The organism is Micrococcus sp. iso_26, from assembly GCF_056172975.1.
Genome location: NZ_CM149652.1, coordinates 1,430,066 through 1,447,230 on the forward strand (window position 1 = coordinate 1,430,066; position 17,165 = coordinate 1,447,230).

The 17,165-nt window shown below is 75.1% G+C and carries 14 protein-coding genes; 3 read left to right on the forward strand and 11 right to left on the reverse strand.

Annotated features, from left to right (window positions below):
• Window positions 1-25 precede the first annotated feature (25 nt).
• The 10 genes from murD to dinB all read right to left on the reverse strand — a co-directional run bounded on the left by murD (window position 26) and on the right by dinB (window position 12,169).
• Entirely contained in the window at window positions 26-1,621 is a 1,596-nt protein-coding gene (gene murD / locus AC0VX0_RS06535) for a UDP-N-acetylmuramoyl-L-alanine--D-glutamate ligase (RefSeq protein ID WP_169577779.1), read from the reverse strand.
• Window positions 1,618-2,745 (reverse strand): phospho-N-acetylmuramoyl-pentapeptide-transferase, encoded by a 1,128-nt coding sequence (mraY, locus tag AC0VX0_RS06540; RefSeq protein ID WP_207476586.1) that lies wholly within the window; start codon window positions 2,743-2,745, stop codon window positions 1,618-1,620. Before mraY ends, murD begins: the two co-directional genes overlap by 4 nt.
• Window positions 2,742-4,256, reverse strand: coding sequence for a UDP-N-acetylmuramoyl-tripeptide--D-alanyl-D-alanine ligase (locus AC0VX0_RS06545; protein WP_207476588.1), 1,515 nt, complete (start codon window positions 4,254-4,256; stop codon window positions 2,742-2,744). Before AC0VX0_RS06545 ends, mraY begins: the two co-directional genes overlap by 4 nt.
• Window positions 4,253-6,010 carry a Mur ligase family protein gene (locus AC0VX0_RS06550; RefSeq protein ID WP_101966016.1) on the reverse strand — a complete coding sequence of 586 codons (1,758 nt, stop codon included), beginning with the start codon at window positions 6,008-6,010 and terminating at the stop codon, window positions 4,253-4,255. The genes AC0VX0_RS06545 and AC0VX0_RS06550 overlap by 4 nt, the downstream gene beginning before the upstream one ends.
• Before the next feature lie 38 nt (window positions 6,011-6,048).
• Window positions 6,049-7,803: a peptidoglycan D,D-transpeptidase FtsI family protein gene (locus tag AC0VX0_RS06555; RefSeq protein ID WP_312026028.1), complete on the reverse strand. Its 1,755-nt coding sequence runs from the start codon at window positions 7,801-7,803 to the stop codon at window positions 6,049-6,051.
• Between the two features lie 68 nt (window positions 7,804-7,871).
• Entirely contained in the window at window positions 7,872-8,441 is a 570-nt protein-coding gene (gene ftsL / locus AC0VX0_RS06560; protein WP_235186537.1) for a cell division protein FtsL, read from the reverse strand.
• A gap of 20 nt (window positions 8,442-8,461) precedes the next feature.
• The gene (gene rsmH / locus AC0VX0_RS06565; protein ID WP_207476443.1) at window positions 8,462-9,457 is read right to left on the reverse strand and encodes a 16S rRNA (cytosine(1402)-N(4))-methyltransferase RsmH; all 996 of its coding nucleotides are present in this window, start codon (window positions 9,455-9,457) and stop codon (window positions 8,462-8,464) included.
• A gap of 142 nt (window positions 9,458-9,599) precedes the next feature.
• Entirely contained in the window at window positions 9,600-10,031 is a 432-nt protein-coding gene (gene mraZ, locus AC0VX0_RS06570; RefSeq protein WP_002854575.1) for a division/cell wall cluster transcriptional repressor MraZ, read from the reverse strand.
• Between the two features lie 322 nt (window positions 10,032-10,353).
• Entirely contained in the window at window positions 10,354-10,740 is a 387-nt protein-coding gene (locus AC0VX0_RS06575) for a DUF3040 domain-containing protein (protein ID WP_012750919.1), read from the reverse strand.
• Between the two features lie 133 nt (window positions 10,741-10,873).
• Window positions 10,874-12,169 (reverse strand): DNA polymerase IV, encoded by a 1,296-nt coding sequence (dinB, locus tag AC0VX0_RS06580; protein ID WP_207476451.1) that lies wholly within the window; start codon window positions 12,167-12,169, stop codon window positions 10,874-10,876.
• A gap of 56 nt (window positions 12,170-12,225) precedes the next feature.
• Between dinB and AC0VX0_RS06585 the strand changes: the two genes are divergently transcribed.
• Window positions 12,226-13,341: a polyprenyl synthetase family protein gene (locus AC0VX0_RS06585; protein ID WP_475451432.1), complete on the forward strand. Its 1,116-nt coding sequence runs from the start codon at window positions 12,226-12,228 to the stop codon at window positions 13,339-13,341.
• Between the two features lie 44 nt (window positions 13,342-13,385).
• Here the strand turns inward: AC0VX0_RS06585 and AC0VX0_RS06590 are convergent, their stop codons facing one another.
• Entirely contained in the window at window positions 13,386-13,784 is a 399-nt protein-coding gene (locus AC0VX0_RS06590) for an Rv2175c family DNA-binding protein (protein ID WP_044659490.1), read from the reverse strand.
• A gap of 267 nt (window positions 13,785-14,051) precedes the next feature.
• Here AC0VX0_RS06590 and AC0VX0_RS06595 point away from each other — a divergent pair, with 267 nt between their 5' ends.
• Window positions 14,052-15,149: a LysM peptidoglycan-binding domain-containing protein gene (locus tag AC0VX0_RS06595; protein ID WP_230297513.1), complete on the forward strand. Its 1,098-nt coding sequence runs from the start codon at window positions 14,052-14,054 to the stop codon at window positions 15,147-15,149.
• A 55-nt stretch (window positions 15,150-15,204) separates the two neighbouring features.
• Window positions 15,205-17,142, forward strand: coding sequence for a Stk1 family PASTA domain-containing Ser/Thr kinase (pknB, locus tag AC0VX0_RS06600; protein WP_230297514.1), 1,938 nt, complete (start codon window positions 15,205-15,207; stop codon window positions 17,140-17,142).
• Window positions 17,143-17,165: the final 23 nt, after the last annotated feature.

A 17,165-nucleotide genomic window follows, 5' to 3' on the forward strand; every position in this document is an offset into this window, starting at 1 on the left:
GCGAGACGGTCGGGTGGGCGGCGGGTCAGTCGGCGTCGGGCGCGGCGTCGTCGTGCACGTCCCAGCCGTGCTCACGCATCAGCCCGGCGACGGCCTCGATGAACGCCTCGCCGCGGGCCGCGTAGGAGCGGAACTGGTCCATCGACGCCGCGGCGGGCGCCATGAGCACGGTGTCGCCGGGGCGGGCCAGGCCGTCGGCCACGCGCACCGCCTCGGCCATCACGGCCGCACCGTCGGCGGGGCCGGTGCCGTCGGCCGTGGCGAGGGGGGCGTGGACGGGGACCTCGGGGGCGTGCGCGGCCAGGGCCGCGCGCAGGGCCGAGGTGTCCCTGCCCAGGAGCACCACCGCGCGGAGCCGGTGGGCGTGCGCGGCCACCAGCTCGTGATAGGTCACGCCCTTGGGCAGGCCGCCGGCCAGCCACACCACGGAGCTGAACGCCGCCAGCGACGCGTCCGCGGCGTGCGGGTTCGTCGCCTTGGAATCGTTGACCCACATCACGTCGCGGGAGGTGGCCACGAGCTGGATGCGATGCTCCCCGCGGTCGTAGGAGCGCAGGCCCTCGGCCACGGCCGCGGGGCTCACCCCGACGGCCCGGGTCAGCGCCGCCGCGGCGGCCGCGTTGGCCACGGTGTGGCGCGGCGCCACCGGGCCCAGGTCGGCGCGCTCGGCCAGGGCGATCGCCTCGTGGCGCCGGTTATCCAGGAACGCACGGTCCACGAGGATCCCGTCCACGACGCCGATGTCGGACAGGCCCGGGGTGTCCGTGGTGAAGCCGATCGCGCGGCAGCCCTCCTGGACGTCCGCGCGCTCCACGAGGGTGCGGGTCAGCGGGTCCTGCTCGTTGAACACGCAGGCCACCCGCGTGTTCGCATACACCTTGCCCTTGGCGGCGGCGTACTCGTCCATCGAGCCGTGCCAGTCCACGTGGTCCTCGGCCAGGTTCAGCACCGCCGATGACGCCGGCGCCAGTCCGTGCGTCCAGTGCAGCTGGAAGCTGGAGAGCTCGAGGGCGAGCACGTCGAAGCCCTCCGGGTCGCGGATCGCGTCGAGCACGGGGGTGCCGACGTTGCCGCAGGCCACCGCCCGACGGCCGTCCGCCCGCAGGATGGCCTCGACCATCGTCACGGTGGTCGTCTTGCCGTTCGTGCCCGTCAGGCACACCCAGTCGGCGGTCTTCCGGCCGGCGCGCTCGCGCAGCCGCCAGGCCAGCTCGACGTCGGACCAGATCGGCAGGCCCGCCGCGTGGGCGGCCATCAGCAGCGGCTGGTCCGGACGCCAGCCCGGGGAGGTCACGACGAGGTCCGCGGCGGCGCCGTCGACCTCGGGCAGCGCCTGCGTGGCCGCCCGGTCGAGCAGGACCTCGCGGACTCCCACGATCCGCAGGGTCTCGGCGCGCGCCCGGTTCTCGGGGCCGTCGTCGCCGTCCACCACCACGACGGCGGCGCCCAGCTCGGCCAGGGTGTCGGCCACGGAGAAGCCGGTGATGCCCAGGCCCGTGACGACGACGCGCAGGCCGGCCCACCCCGGGGCGTCCCAGGACGTGAGGTCGGCGGTGCGGGCGGTGTCGGCGCGGGGCCGGCGCACCGGTGCGGGCGCGGCGTCGGACGCGGGGCCGGTCACGGGGTCACCCCCGCGAGGCCGCCCTGGCGGATGAGCCAGTCGCCGTAGAAGATCGCGAGCCCCACGGTGACGCACATCAGGGACAGCAGCCAGAAGCGGACCACGACGGTCACCTCGGCCCAGCCCTTGAGCTCGAAGTGGTGCTGCAGCGGCGCCATCAGGAACACGCGCTTGCCGCCGGAGACCTTGAACCAGCCCACCTGGATGATGACGGAGAGCGTGATCGCGACCATGAGGCCGGCCAGCACGGCCACCAGGATCTCGGTGCGCGTGAAGATCGCGAAGCCGGCCAGGGCGCCGCCCAGGCCCAGGGAGCCGGTGTCCCCCATGAAGATCTTGGCCGGCGAGGTGTTCCACCAGAGGAAGCCCAGCAGGCTGCCCGTGAGGATCGCCGCGAGCAGGGCCAGGTCCATGGGGTCGCGGACCTCGTAGCAGCCGCGGGTGCCCTCGAGCGCGCAGGACTGGCTCGACTGGAAGAGCGATATCAGAACGTAGGCGCCCGTGATCATGGCGGTGGCACCCGTGGCGAGCCCGTCGAGGCCGTCCGTGAGGTTCACGGCGTTCGTGGTGGCGGTGGTGATGAGGTTCGACCAGATCACGAACAGGATGACGCCGATCGCGGGTCCGGCGAAGGCCAGGTCGAGCCACGGGATGTCCCGGGCGAAGGAGATCGCCGTCGAGGCGGGGGTCAGGCCCCGCTCGTCCGGGAAGTTCAGGGCGAGGACGGCGAAGGCGGTGCCGATCAGGGCCTGGAGGATGATCTTGCCGCGCGGCGTCAGGCCGAGCGAGCGCTGCTTCGTGATCTTCGTGAAGTCGTCCACGAAACCGACGAAGGCCATGCCCACGGTGAGCAGCAGCAGGATCAGGCCGGAGGCCGTGGGCCCGCCGAAGTCGACGCCGAGCACCGCGAGCAGCCCGTGGGTGATCAGGTACGCCAGCACCATGGAGCCGATGATGACCGCGCCGCCCATCGTGGGCGTGCCGCGCTTGGTCTTGTGGGTGGTCGGGCCGTCGTCGCGGACGAACTGGCCGTATCCGCGCTTGACGAGGAACCTGATGAACAGCGGGGTGCCGGCGGCCGAGAGGATTAGGCCGAGCACGCCGCCGATGAGCAGTCCGATCACGGTCGGGACTCCTTCGGGGAGGCGGAGGGGGCGGCGACGGCGTCGGCCGTGGCGAGGCGCTCGCCGAGGGCCGCGAGCCCGACGCCGTTGGAGGACTTGACGAGGACAAGGTCGCCGGGGCGCAGGTGCTCGGTGAGGAACGCCTCGGCCTGCGCGGCGTCGTCGACGAAGTGCGCCTCTTCGCCCCAGCTGCCCTCGTTGAGGGCGCCGATGTAGAGCGGCCGGGCTCCGGCGCCCACCACCAGCAGCTGGGCGATGTTCAGGCGCACCACGGACTCGCCCACGAGGGTGTGCTCACGGACGCGGGCATCGCCGAGTTCGAGCATCTCCCCCAGGACGGCCCAGGTGCGGCGGCCGCTGGAGCGGCCGAGGGTGGCCAGCGTCCGCAGCGCGGCGCGCATGGACTCGGGGTTGGCGTTGTACGCGTCGTTGATGACCGTGACGCCGTCCGCGCGGTCGGTGCGCTCCATTCGGAAGCGGCTGGCGGGTCCGAGCCCGTCGAGACCACGGGCGATCTCGGCCGGGTCCATGCCGGCGGCGTGGGCGGCCGCGGCGGCGGCCAGCACGTTGTGCACGTGGTGCAGGCCGGTCAGTCCGGAGGCGACCGGGTGCCGCAGGGCGGCCCCATCCGTCCCGACCTGCAGGTCGAAGACGGGGCGCTCCTGGTCGTCGGCGCGCACGTCCCGTGCGGCGACGAGGCCTGACGCGCGGCCGGCGGACACGTCCTCGGCCGCGCGGGCGACGCCCCGCTCGTCCGCGGTGAACCAGGTGATCGGGGCGGCGGTCCGCGCCGCCATGCCGGCGACACGCTCGTCGTCGAGGTTGAGGACGGCGATGCCGTCGGGGCCGAGGGCCTCCACGAGCTCGCCCTTGGTGCGTGCGATGTTCGCCACGCCGCCGAAGCTGCCCGCGTGGGCGGTGCCCACCATGAGCACGACGCCGATGTCCGGGCGCACGAGGTCGCAGAGGTACGCGATGTTGCCGACGTGGTCCGCGCCCATCTCGACCACGAGGAAGCGCGTGTCCAGCTCCGCCCGGAACACCGTGAGCGGCACGCCGACCTCGCCGTTGTACGAGCCGACCGGTGCGACGGTGGGGCCCTGGGTGGCCAGCAGGGCGGCGAGCAGGTCCTTCGTGGTGGTCTTGCCGGCCGAGCCGGTGATGCCGATGACGGTGGTCGGGGAGTGCTCCCGGACGCGGCGCACGACCTCCCGGGCGAGCGCGCCCATCGCGAGCACGGCGTCCTCCACGAGGATCGCCGGGTGCGCGGCGCCGTCGGGGGCGTGCGTGGCGCGCTCGGCGAGCACAGCGGCGGCGCCGGCGCCCAGCGCGGCGTCGATGAAGTCGTGGCCGTCGGCGCGCTCCCCCGGCTTCGCCACGTAGAGCGTGCCCTCGGCGGTGACCTCCCGCGAGTCGGGGGTGACGTGCACCAGCACGGTGGCGGGGTCGAGGGTGGCCGAGAGCGTGCCGGACACGGCCTCGGCGATCTGGGCTGCGGTGAGAGCGATCATGACTCGATGACCTTACCCTCGCGGGCGGGGCCGGAGCCCGAGGCGGAGGCCGCCGCGACACGGGCTGCCAGGGCCTCGCGGAGGGCCACCCGATCGTCCAGCGGGACGAGCTCGCCGTCGTAGTCCATCGTGGTCTCGTGCCCGCGGCCGGCCAGGAGGATGCCGTCCTGCGGCCCCGCCAGCTCCACGGCGCGGCGGATGGCCGCGGCACGGTCGGCCACCTCCTCGATCACGACCGTGCGGCCCTCCTCCCGCGCGATGCGGTCGGCCTCGGCGCGGGCGCCGGCGAGGATGTGGGCACGGATCGGGGCCGGGTCCTCCGAGTGGGGGGTGTCGTCGGTGACGATCACCACATCCGCCGCCCGGGCCGCGATCGCGCCCATCACGGGCCGCTTGTCACGGTCACGGTCACCGGCGGAGCCGAACACGATCAGGGTGCGGCCGCGCGTCCCGGCCGCCGCCCGGGCGTCGGCGAGGGAGCGCAGCGCCTGGACTATGCCGTCCGGGTTGTGCGCGAAGTCGACGACGGCGTCCGGCTCGCGGCCCACGACCTCCATCCGTCCGGGGACGGCGGCGGCCAGAGGGCCCTCGCCCGCGGGCACGTCCAGGACGGCGGCGAGCGCGTCCAGGTGCTCCTCCCCCACGGCGTGCAGCACGAGCAGGACCGCGAGGGCCGCGTTGGCCACGTTGAAGCGGCCCGGCAGACCGACGGAGGCCCGCAGCTCCCGGCCCGTGGCCGCGTGGCGCAGCGTGAAGCGATGGCCGAGGCCGTCCGGCGCGAGCTCGGCGACCTCCCAGTCCGCCCGGAGGCCGGGGTCGTGTTCGGCCAGGGCGCCCGGCGTCGGCGCGGCCGGCCCGAGGGCGAGCGTGGTGACGGGAGCGCCGGCGGCCCGGGCCATGGCGACGCCCCAGCGGGGCCCCTCGCCGCCGTCGAGCGTGATGACGGCGTGGTCGGTGCGGGCGGGGTCGAACAGACCGGCCTTGGCCGCGAAGTACTCCTGCATCGAGCCGTGCATGTCCAGGTGGTCCTGGGTCAGGTTGGTGAACCCGGCCACCGCGTAGCGCAGGCCGGCGATCCGCTGGTACGCCACGGCGTGGGAGGAGACCTCCATGACGGCGGTGTCCACCTCCTCCTCGCGCATGAGCGCCATGAGGGCGTGCAGCTGGGTGGCCTCGGGCGTGGTGAGCGTGGAGGGGACCTCCCGCTCCCCCGCGCGGATCAGGATCGTGCCCACGATGCCCGACCGGCGCCCCAGGGCCTCGAGCAGGGCGGCGGCGAGGAAGCTCGTGGTGGTCTTGCCGTTGGTGCCGGTCACGCCGAGCAGGCGCGGGCCGGCGTCGCCCCCGCCGCCGTAGACGCGGGCCGCCACGGTGCCGGCGGCGGTGCGCACGGCGTCGACCTCGAGCACCGGGACGTCGGCCAGGCCCTGCTCCGCCAAGAGCGCGCGGCCCGCCGCGTCCGTCAGGACGCCGACGGCGCCGGCCTCCAGCGCCGTGGCCGCGAACGCGGCACCGTGGGCGTGCGCCCCCGGGACGGCGACGTAGAGGTCGCCCGGGCGCACGACACGCGAGTCGAGGCTGACCCCCGTGACGCCGTCGGCCGGGGCCGCGCCGTGGACGTGGGCCGCGATCCCCGCCTCGGCCAGCGCCTGTGCGAGGGCGGGCCAGGGCGTGGCGGGGGTGTGGGAGGGCCGGAAGGCGGCGTCCTGCTGGGCCGGGGTCAGCGGCGCAGGGGGGTCGCTCGGGGTGGTCATGGGGGTGCTCCTGGGGTGCTCGGGGCCGGCGGCGTGGGTCACCACGGCCGGTCCTGTGGATCGTCCACGAAGACGCGGTAGTCGTTCGGCTCGGCTCCGGTGGCGGGCACGTCCGCCTGGCGGAGCATGTACTCCATGATCGTGGCAGCCGCGATGGACACGTCCCGGGAGCCCTGCTTCGACGGCGGCCGATGCAGGGACACGGACACCACGAAGCGGGGGTCGTCGAGCGGGGCGACGGCGGTGAAGCCGAGGTTGTAGCCGTCGTACGTGCCGGTGTCGCTCGCGGCCTCGGCGGTGGAGGACTTGCCGCCCACGCGATACCCGGGGATCGCGGCGGCCTTGCTGGTGCCCTGCGTCACGACGGTCTCCATCATGCGGAGCATCTGCGCCGCCGTCTCCTCGGAGACCACACGGTGGGGCTCCGCGGACGACTCCCAGCGCTTCTCCGCGCCGTCGCCGTCCACCGTGGCGTCGATCAGCCGGGCCGGGATCAGCACGCCGCCGTTGGCGAGGGCCTGGTACATCTGGGCGGTGTGCAGGGTGGTCTGGGTGTAGCCCTGACCGAAGGCCGTGGTCAGGCGCTGGCGGCCGTCCCACTGCTCGGGCGGGACGAGCACGCTGCCCGCCTGCTGCGGCAGGCCGAGGTCGATGGGCTGGCCGACCCCGAAGGAGCGCATGTACTCGTAGCGCTGCTCGTCCGTGATCTTCTCGGCGATCTGCACCGTGCCCGTGTTGTAGGAGCGCGCGTAGATGCCTGCGACGGTCATGTCGAACGTCGGGTGCGGGGAGAAGTCCCGGATGGTCTGCCCGTCGAAGTCCTGGCTGCTGGGGACGGTGAAGCCGTCCGTGGCGGTGACCTTCCCGGCGTCGACGGCCGCCGCGATCGGCAGCGCCTTGCCCGTGGAGCCCGGCTCGTACGGCGTGCTCATCACGGTGGAGGTGCGGAAGTTCCCCTCGGTGGCGTCGGGGTCGGCGGGGTCCACCGTGGTGGAGTCCGCCATGACGATCACGTCGCCCGTCTTCACGTCCATCACGACGGCGTTCGCCCACTCCGCCTCGTACTCGGCGGCGAGGGCGCCGAGGGTCTCCTGCGCGAACCACTGGGCGTCCTTGTCCACGGTCAGGCGCAGGTCGGCGCCGTCCACGGCCGGAACCTCCTCGAGCGGGGCGTTGGGGATGCGGATGCCGTCTGCGCCCACCTCGAACGTGCGGGTGCCCGGGGTGCCGGTCATGACGTCGTCCTGGCTGAGCTCGAGGCCCTCGAGGGCGGTGCCGTCGCCACCCATGAAGCCGATGATGCTGCCGGCGACCGACCCGTTCGGGTAGGTGCGGCGGTCCACCGCCTCGGAGAGCAGGCCCGGCACGTTGAGCGCCATGGCCTTGTCCCGCACCTCCGGGGTCACGGAGCGACGCACCACGGCGTACGGGCGGGAGCCGATGGTGGCCTCGCGCACCTCCTCCTCCGACATGCCGAGCACCTCGGCCAGGCTGGCCAGGCGGGAGTCCACGTCCACCAGCACGGTCTCCCGGGCCTCGCGGTCCCATTCGTTGAAGTCCTTGACGAGGCGCTGGTCCACGACGATGTCGTAGCGGCGCACGCTGGCGGCCAGCACGTCGCCGTCGCGGTCCAGGATGGACCCGCGCTGCGGCAGGGTCTCCTGGTGTGTCAGGCGCTGGTCCATGGCCGCCGCGGCCTGCCCCGTGGGGTCGATGCCCTGCACGTAGACGAGCCGCAGTGCGAGCCCGCCGAGCAGGACGAAGACGAGCAGGAGAAGGATGCGGGTGCGCACGGCGGGGTGCCCGGGAGCGGGCCCGACCGTCGATCCGCCGCGGGGAAGGTGCGAGGCGGGACGGTCGATCAACGGTCGGCGGCGTCCTGGTCGGGGGCGGCGGAGGCGTCCTCGCCGCCGAGGGTGCGCGGTCCCTCGATCTCGTCCTGGCCGTCGCCGGCCGTCCCCTGGCGGACCGCGTCCGCGTCCGCCGGCGGCGCGACGTAGGTGGCGGAGATGTCGCCGTCCTGGGCCGCCTGGGCCTCGCCGCTGAACTGGCCCGTGCCCGCGTCCACGGAGGCGGTGCCGGCGGGGGCGACCATCCCGAGGGCGTCGGCGCGCGCGGCCAGGTTCTGCGGCGCCTCGAGGTGGCCCACCTGTTCGGCCAGCCGCTCATTGGTCTCGGTGACGGCCTGCTGCTCCTGGCGCAGGTCCAGGAGGGCGTACTGCCGGTTGGACATGGTGATGTTCATGACGAGCACCGCCGCGAGCGCGGCGAGCACCACGAGGACGCACAGCACGGTCACGCCGGAGCGGGATCGGGGCAGCGGGGCGGGCACCACCGAGAGCGGCGTGCGCTCCTGCGGAGCCGGCCGCGCGGGGGCGACGGGGGTCGACCCGGGGCGCAGCGACTCTGCGATCCGTGCGTGTGCGGCCATGCTCATCTCCTCGTGCAGCGTCATGCCGTGGTCCTGGACGTCCTGATCTTCTCAACCGCACGCACTTTCGCGGAGGAGGCGCGACGGTTCTCTGAGATTTCTTCTTCGGTGGGCTTCTCGGTGCCGCGGGTGAGCACCCGCACCACGGGTTCGTGCTCCTCCAGCACCACCGGGAACCCCGGGGGCGCCGTGGACGTGGCCCACGCGCTCAGGTGCCGCTTCGTGATCCGGTCCTCGAGGGAGTGGTAGCTCATCACCACGAGGCGGCCGCCCACGTGGAGGGCGTCGAGGATGGCGGGCACGGCGGCGTCGAGGATGTCGAGCTCCTCGTTCACGGCGATGCGCAGGGCCTGGAAGGTGCGCTTGGCCGGGTGCCCGCCGGTGGCCCCCGCGGCGACGGGGACGGCCGAGCGGATCACCTCGACGAGGCGGCCGGTGGTCTCGATGGGGGCTTCGGCGCGGGCCCGGACGATGGCCCGTGCGATGGGGCCGGCGAAGCGCTCCTCACCGTCGCGACGGATGATGCGGCGCAGCTCCTGCTCGTCCAGCTCCGCCACGAGCGTCGCGGCGGAGCGCTCGGCGGTGTCGTCCATGCGCATGTCCAGCGGAGCGTCGTAGGAGTAGGCGAAGCCGCGTTCCCGGTCGTCCAGCTGGTAGGAGGACACGCCGAGGTCGTAGAGCGCGGCGTCGACCTTCGTGACGCCCGCGGCGGCCATGGCCTCGGGCACCCGGTCGTAGGTGCCGTGGAAGGGGATCAGGCGCTCGGCGAGGGGGCCGAGGCGCTCGACGGCCATGGCCTGGGCGTGGACGTCGCGGTCGATGCCGATGACGCGCAGGTGGGGGAACCGGGTCAGCAGGGCCTCGGTGTGCCCGCCCATGCCCAGCGTGCCGTCGACGGCGACGGGCGTACGGCCGGCCTCGAGCGCGGCCTGGACGGCGGGGGCGAGGAGGTCGACGACGCGGTCCCGCATCACGGGCAGGTGGCGGCCCTCGGGGCGCGGCTGGCCTGCGTCCACTCTCGACCTCCTGCTCACATCGCGGTCCTGGCGGACCTCGGGCGGGATCCCCATCCGTCCGCCGCCGCGCCTGGCCCAGGGGAAGACGGGTCAGGTGCGGCGGCGTCGGCTGGAGGTCTCGCTCGAGGTCGGGTGGTCATGGTCAGAAGACGCCGGGCAGGACGTCCTCGTCGGTCTCGGAGAAGGCGGCTTCCTGCTCGGCGAGGTAGGTGTTCCAGGACTCCGAGTCCCAGATCTCCACTCGCGTCCCCGCGCCGATCACGGTCACGTCCCGGTCCAGCCCCGCGTACTGTCGCAGCGGCGCCGGCACGGTCACCCGACCCTGCTTGTCCGGGACCTCGTCCGACGCCCCCGAGAGGAAGACGCGGATGTAGTCACGGGCCTGGCGGGAGGACAGTGGAGCCGACCTCATCTGCTCGTGGACCCGCTCGAACTCACGAGCGCTGAACACGTAGATGCAGCGCTCCTGACCCCGGGTCAGGACCAGCCCCTCCGCCAGCTCCTCGCGGAACTTGGCGGGGAGGATCAGCCGGGACTTCTCGTCGAGCCGGGGGGTGTACGTGCCCAAGAACACGGCAGACCCCCTGGCTCGTCAAGCGGTCCCTCCCGACCAAGGTCGGGACCCATGCTCTCTCCTTCCCTCCACATTACCCCACTTCCCTCCACCATCAACCCCGGACGCGGGTCCCGGCGCCACGGGCGTGTCGAGGCCCCCCGAGTCCGGCGCGCCATCCCGCGGGTCCCGGGGCCGGCGTCGCCGTGGAGGGACGTGGAGGACCGGTGGGCCCCGGTGGAGGGCCGCGGCGACGACGGAGCCTCGGGCAGCGGAAAGGCCCCGATCCGGAGCGGATCGGGGCCTGGAGTGGAGGATAGTGGGGGCCCGGCGGGCCAGGCGCTCAGTCGCCTCCGGCGCGCCGCTCGTCCCAGCGCCGCTCCAGGCGGCCCATGAAGTCGCCGCCTCCCTGCCGTCGCGGTGCGCCCGACCGGCGGGCCTCCGGGCCCGAGGCCCCGGAGGCGACAGCGCGCGGCCGCGTGGTCAGCAGGAAGATGCCGGCCCCGATGACGACGACGCCGAGCACGCCCAGGAGGATCGCGTGGTTGGCGACCCCGAGGACCACGACGAGCAGCCCGACCACGGCGAGGACGGCCCCGGCCACGACGCGACCCACGGGCAGCCGATGCCGCCCCGTGTCCGCCATCTGGGTGGCCAGCCGGGGGTCCTCGGTGCGCAGCTGCTGCTCCAGCTGGTCCAGCATCCGCTGCTCATGCTCTGAGAGGGGCATGGCGACTCCTTCGAACGCGGCCTCCGACACCTCCGGGACCGGGAGGGGACGCCCGCGCGTCCGACTTGCCCTCCAGGATAGGACCTGCCGCCCCACCCTAGCCAGGTGGCGACGTCGCCGGCCCCGGAACCCCTCACTCCCGATCCGGGCCTCCGGGGCCCGGCCGCGGCGCGTCTTGGCGGGCGTCGGCGCGGGCCTCGCGTCGTCCCAGCAGCGACGCCGGCCGCACGGCCGCCGTCGGGAAGCGCCGGGCGACGGCGTCCAGGGCGGCCTCGGCACCGGCCCAGTCGCCCTCCTCCGACGCCTCGTCCTCCGTCCCCCAGGCGGGACCGCCGAAGAGCGCCTCCTGGGCCGGAGGCTGATCGGCCTCGCCCCCGAGGCGCTCGGCGCGCACGCCCACGAGCCGGATCGGATGCGGCCGTTCGGCGTGCAGCTCGCGGACGAGCCGCCGCGCCGGGCCGAGGAGGTCGTGGCCCGTGGCGGTCGGCCGGGCGAGGCGGGCGGTGCGGCTGCGGACCGACCCGTCCGGCGCCTTGAGGCGGACCGTGACCGCGCCGGCGGTGACCCCCTCCGCGCGCAGCCGGGCCGCGACCCGGTGACACAGGCGCAGGACCTCCGGGTCGACGCCCGCGACGTCGACGGGGTCGACGTCGAAGGTGTGGTCCGCGCCGATGCTGCGGGCCGCCGGGCGCGGGGCGACGGGGCGCGGGTCGATGCCCCGGGCGAGCGACGCCCACTCCCGGCCGGCGGCCCCGAACGACGCCTCCAGCCGCGCGGGGTCCACCCGGGCGAGGTCGCCGATGGTCGCCACCCCCCGCCGGGCGAGCCGCTCGGCCGCCTTGGGGCCCACGCCCCACAGCCGGCCCACGGGCAGCGGATGGAGGAAGTCCAGGGTGCGCTCCGGCGGCACGATCAGCAGGCCGTCTGGCTTGGCCGCGGTGGACGCCGTCTTGGCCACGAACTTCACGGCCGAGCCGCCCACGGTGCACGGCAGCCCCAGCTCGGAGCGGACGCGCTCCCGGATCAGGTGGCCGATGTGCTCGGGCGGGCCGAGCCGGCGGCGGGCGCCGGCGACGTCGAGGAACGCCTCGTCCACGCTGAGCTGCTCCATCACGGGGGTCACGTCCGCGAACACGGCCATCACCTCGGCGGAGACGGCCCGGTAGAGCTGCTGGCGCGGCGGGATGACCACGAGCGGCGGGCACAGGGCGCGGGCGTGCGCCAGGGGCATCGCCGAGCGGATCCCGTAGGCCCGCGCCGCATACGAGGCGGAGAGCACCACGGACCGGCCGCTCGGGGCGGCGACGGCGGCGGGACGCCCCTCGAGGTCGGGCCGTTCGCGCAGCTCGACGGACAGGAAGAACGCGTCCATGTCCACGTGCAGGATCGTCGCCTCATCGCGGGGTGCAGCGGGCGCGGTCTCGGACATGGACCGAGCCTATCCGGGACCGGCGAGCCGCCGCGCGGCGCGGCTAGGGTGGGGCCATGCCCGCCAACGTCGCCGTCCCCCGCCCCCGTCCCGCCGACCAGGACCGCTTCCGCGCCGCTGTCGCCGACGCCCTCGACCGCCTGCTGGCGGAGCACCGCGAACGCGCCCGGGACGTCCACCCGCTGACGGCGCCCCTCGTGGACGCGATCGCGGACCTGACCGCGGGCGGCAAGCGCCTGCGCGCCGTCCTGGCCTGGCTCGGCTGGCGGGCGGCCGGCGGCGAGGCGGAGGACCCCCGCATCGCCGAGGCGGGCGCGGCGTTCGAGCTGTTCCAGGCCGCGGCGCTGATCCACGACGACATCCTGGACCGCTCGGACACCCGCCGCGGGATGCCCAGCGTGCACCGCCGCTTCGAGTCCCTCCACCGGGAGGCGGGCTGGCGCCACGCCGCGGAGCACTTCGGCGTCTCCGCCGCGATCCTCGCCGGCGACGTCGCCCTGGGGATGAGCGAGACGGCCTTCGCGCGCGTCCTCGCCGGCACGCCCCGGGAGGACCGGGCGCGGGCCGAGCTCGAGCGGATGCGCTTCGGCGTGATGGCGGGTCAGTACCTCGACGTGGTGGCCGAGATGGCCCCGGCGGCGCGCGACGCCCGCGAGGCCGAGGCGGCCGCCGAGGCGGTGGTGGAGCACAAGTCGGCGCGCTATTCGGCGGTGCACCCGCTGGCCCTGGGCGGACTGCTGGCGGGGGCGGACGACGGGCTGGTGACCGCGTTCGCCCGGGTGTCGCTGCCGTTCGGCATGGCCTTCCAGTACCGGGACGACCTGCTCGGCGTGTTCGGCGATCCGGCGACCACGGGCAAGCCCGCGGGCGACGACCTGCGGGAGGGGAAGCAGACGGTGCTCATCGCCCGCGCCGTCGAGCTGCTCGCCCCGGACGAGGCCGCCGCGCTCGACGCGGACCTCGGCGATCCGGACCTCGGCGCGGACCGGGTGGCCCACTGGCAGGGCGTCCTCGAGGCGTGCGGTGCGCGCCGGGCCGTCGAGGAGCGGGTCGCGGTGCTCTCGCATGAGGCGGCCGGGGCCGTGGCGGGCCTGCTCGCGCACGGCGTCCCCGAGGACGTGAGCGCCGAGCTCACGCGGCTGATCGACGCATATACGTCGCGCCGCCACTGAGCGGCGACGGACCCCGCGGGCGGATGGCCGCCCGCGGGGCCGGCTCACCAGGCCAGGGCCTGGGCGCGGCGCCGGATCTCGGTCTTCCGGCCGTCCCGGAGTGCGTCGATGGGCCGGCCGGGCAACGACTCGTCCTCGGTGAACAGCCAACGGAGGGCCTCCTCGTCGGAGAAGCCGGCGTCGGCCAGCAGCACGAGCGTGCCCTGCAGGGAGTCGAGCACGCCGGTCTCGGTGAGGAACAGGGCCGGCACGGACCGCACCGCGGGCTCGGGACGACGCACGGCCAGCAGGCGGCGATCATGCACGAGGTTGTGGACGCGGGTCACGCGCTGGTCGAGGTGTTCCGCCACGTCGGGCACGGAGAGCCACTCGCCCACGAGGGCGTCGAGCTCGGCGGGGATCGCGTCAGCGGGGACCGGGGTGTCGGAGGAAGTGGTGCTCACGGGCGCCAGCCTACGTGGCCGCCGACGGGCCCGGCCCACCGCGCCCCGGACGGCATGGATCTCGGTATGGTCACGAAGATCACATTCCGATAACATCGCCGAGGCTCCACGGCCGGGCGCCGACGTCGTCGGTCGACCGCGGGGGGCCACGGGTCCCGCCCGTCACTTCCCCGTCGTGTTCCATCCGTCCGATCCGATGCCGAGGTCTGCCGTGTCCCACACCCCGTCCGCTCCCGCCGCCTGCGCTCCGTCCTGACCGGCGGCGCGGTGCCCCTGCTGCTGCTCACCGGTCTGCCCGCCCAGGCCCACGCCCAGGAGGCTGCGGTGCACACCGTGCGCCCGGGCGACACCCTCACCCGGATCTCGGCCGCCCGCGGCGTCTCCGTCGCCGACCTGCTGCGGTTCAACGGCCTGGGCCTGGAGACCGTGCTCTACCCGGGTGACGAGCTCCGCCTGACCGGCGCGGCGGCCCCGGCACCGGCCGTCGGGACCTACACGGTGCAGCCGAACGACGGGTGGTGGATCATCGCCCGCCGCACCGGCGTCTCCGCCGCGCAGCTGCAGCGGCTCAACGGCATGAGCGCGTCGAGCATGCTCCACCCGGGCATGGTCCTGACCACGCAGCGCACGGCCGCCGCACCGAAGACCCCCGCGTCGACCGCCCCCGCGCCGGCCTCGAAGGCCCCGGCGGCCGCCGGCGAGACGGTCCGGTACACCGTGGTCTCCGGCGACTCCCTCTGGGGGATCTCCCAGCGGTTCGAGGTCTCCATCCCCCGTCTGCGCGAGCTCAACGGCCTGACGCGGGCCTCGACGCTACACCCCGGCGACGTGCTCGTGATCTCCGACGGCACCCTCGAGGTGGAGCCGGTCTCCGCCGTCCAGGCGGTCGGCGACACCTTCCTCGGCCGCACCGACGCGCCGCACGTCACGGCCTCGGCGAACGAGAACCTGCGCCTGCTGCGCTCCGTCCCGCAGCCCACCCCCGAGCAGATGCAGCAGATCGTCCGCGAGACCGCCGAGCGGATGGGCGTGGACCCCCGCCTGGCCCTGGGCCACGCGTACACCGAGTCCCGCTTCCGCATGGCCTCGGTCTCCCCCGGCAACGCCGTGGGGGCGATGCAGGTCATCCCGATCACGGGCGAGTTCGCCTCGGAGCTGGTGGGCCGCGAGCTGAACCTGCTGGACCCCTACGACAACGCGGTGGCCGGCGTCGCGTTCATCAAGTACGTGCAGGACCGCACCCCCACACTCGATGAGGGCATCGGGGCCTACTACCAGGGCCTCGGCGGGGTGCTGGACAGCGGCCTGAACCCGGAGGCACGGGACTACGTGGCCAAGGTGCGCGCCGCCATGGCGATGTTCTGATCCGCCGGCGGCGGACCGCCCCGAGGGGGTCCGCCGCCTGTCCTACCCTGGGACGATGAGCAGCGCACGCCGGGACCCCCTCGTGGGGGACATCGTCGACGGCCGCTACCGAGTCGTCGAGCGGCTGGCCCGGGGCGGCATGTCCACCGTCTACCTGGCCGTGGACGAGCGTCTCGACCGCGAGGTGGCGCTCAAGGTCATGCACCCGCACCTGGCGGAGGACCCCGTCCTCGTCGGCCGGTTCGAGCAGGAGGCCAAGACGGCGGCGCGGCTGTCCCATCCGCACGTCGTCGCGGTCCTGGACCAGGGCCACACCGAGGCCGAGGACGGCGACGTGCTGGCCTACCTCGTGATGGAGCACGTGCCCGGCCGCACGCTGCGCACCGTCATCCGGGACCGTGCACCGCTCTCACCCCGGGAGGCGCTGCGGTTCCTGCGTCCGCTCGTCGACGGCCTGGCCGCCGCGCACCGCGCCGGGCTGGTGCACCGGGACGTGAAGCCCGAGAACGTGCTCGTCCGCGACGACGGGCGGGTGACGGTCGCGGACTTCGGCCTGTCCCGTGCCGCCACGGCCCACACCCTGGCCGGGCAGGCCGTCGTGGGCACGCCCGCCTACCTCGCCCCCGAGCACATCGCCGGGGCGCCCGCCGACGCCCGCTCCGACGTGTACGCCGTGGGCATCATCCTGTTCGAGCTGCTCACGGGCCGCCAGCCGTACACCGCGGCGACCGCGTTGCAGGTCGCCTACCGGCATGTCCACGAGCGGGTCCCCGTGCCGTCCACGCTGCACCCCGGGCTCCCCGAGGATCTCGACGACCTCGTGCTGTGGTGCACCGAGCCGGACCCGGCCGACCGGCCCGCCGGTGCCGGCGAGCTCCTGCACCGCATCGACGCCGTGGCGGCGGGCCTGGACCCCGACGAACCGGACCGCCACCCCGCCGAGGGCCCGGATGCGGAGCCGGCGGTGGGCGCCCCCGCCGCCGATGGCCCCGAGGACGCAGCCCCGGACGGGAACCTGGAGACCCGGGCCCTCGACGCCGGCGACCACCACGCGACGCGCCTGCTCCCCGCCCTGGCCGAGTCCGACCTCGACGCGGACATGACCGACGTCATCGACACCCGTGCGGCGACGCGCGGGGCCGACCGGCGGCCCGCCGCGCATCCGGCGGAGCCGATCGGCCCGCTCGGGCTCGACCCCGCTCCGGCGGACCGGCATCCGGGGCGCGAGTCCCCGCGGCGGCTGCGTCGGGCGGCCCGCCGCCCCGCCCTCGACCTCGGCCAGGGCACCGGCCGGACCGCCGCGATCGGCGCGGCCGTGACCCTGCTGCTCACCGGCGTCGCCCTGCTGCTGGGCTGGACGCTGGGCTCCGGCGGCCTCGGAGTCGGAGGTGTGGCGGTGGTCCCCGACCTCGACGGGCTGGCCCGGGAGGCGGCGGAGGAACGGCTGACCGCCGCGGGCTTCACCGCGGCGGTCACGGCCCGGCACGACGAACTCCGCACGGAGGGCACGGTCGTCGCCAGCTCGCCCGCGGCCGGGGAGCCGGCAGGGCGCGGCACCCCCGTCGAGCTCACCGTCTCCGCCGGCCCCGCGCCGGTGCCGGTGCCGGACCTGACCGGCGTCGTGATCCGGCGGGCCCACGGCGTGGCCCGGGACGCCCGATTCACCGTGGAGGTCGCGGAGCGCCGCACCGATCCCGCAGTGCCGGCCGGGGCCGTGATCGAGCAGCACCCGGCCCCCGGCGAGCAGGCGACGCCGGGCACCGCGGTCCGCGTGGTGCTCTCCGAAGGCCGCGCCGTGCGCCCGGTGCCGGACGTGACCGGGCAGGATTCGGAGATGGCGGGCACGACGCTGGCGGACGACGGCTGGGACGCCCGCGTGCATCGCCTGCCGCTGCCGCTCTCCGGCCGGGGCGAGTCCCGGGTCCTGCACCAGTCCCCCGCCGCCGGGACCGCCCTGCCCGAGGGCACCGCGGTCCACGTCTGGGTCGGCTGAGCCGGGGCGTGCCCGGCCGCGCG

What these genes read in the sequence shown, in the direction of transcription:
- AC0VX0_RS06575 (WP_012750919.1), bottom strand. Translation starts at nt 10,740, where the DNA reads ATGCCCCTCTCAGAGCATGAGCAGCGGATGCTGGACCAGCTGGAGCAG.
- AC0VX0_RS06550 (WP_101966016.1), bottom strand. Translation starts at nt 6,010, where the DNA reads ATGACCACCCCGAGCGACCCCCCTGCGCCGCTGACCCCGGCCCAGCAG.
- pknB (WP_230297514.1), top strand. Translation starts at nt 15,205, where the DNA reads ATGAGCAGCGCACGCCGGGACCCCCTCGTGGGGGACATCGTCGACGGC.
- AC0VX0_RS06545 (WP_207476588.1), bottom strand. Translation starts at nt 4,256, where the DNA reads ATGATCGCTCTCACCGCAGCCCAGATCGCCGAGGCCGTGTCCGGCACG.
- dinB (WP_207476451.1), bottom strand. Translation starts at nt 12,169, where the DNA reads ATGTCCGAGACCGCGCCCGCTGCACCCCGCGATGAGGCGACGATCCTG.
- AC0VX0_RS06585 (WP_475451432.1), top strand. Translation starts at nt 12,226, where the DNA reads ATGCCCGCCAACGTCGCCGTCCCCCGCCCCCGTCCCGCCGACCAGGAC.
- ftsL (WP_235186537.1), bottom strand. Translation starts at nt 8,441, where the DNA reads ATGGCCGCACACGCACGGATCGCAGAGTCGCTGCGCCCCGGGTCGACC.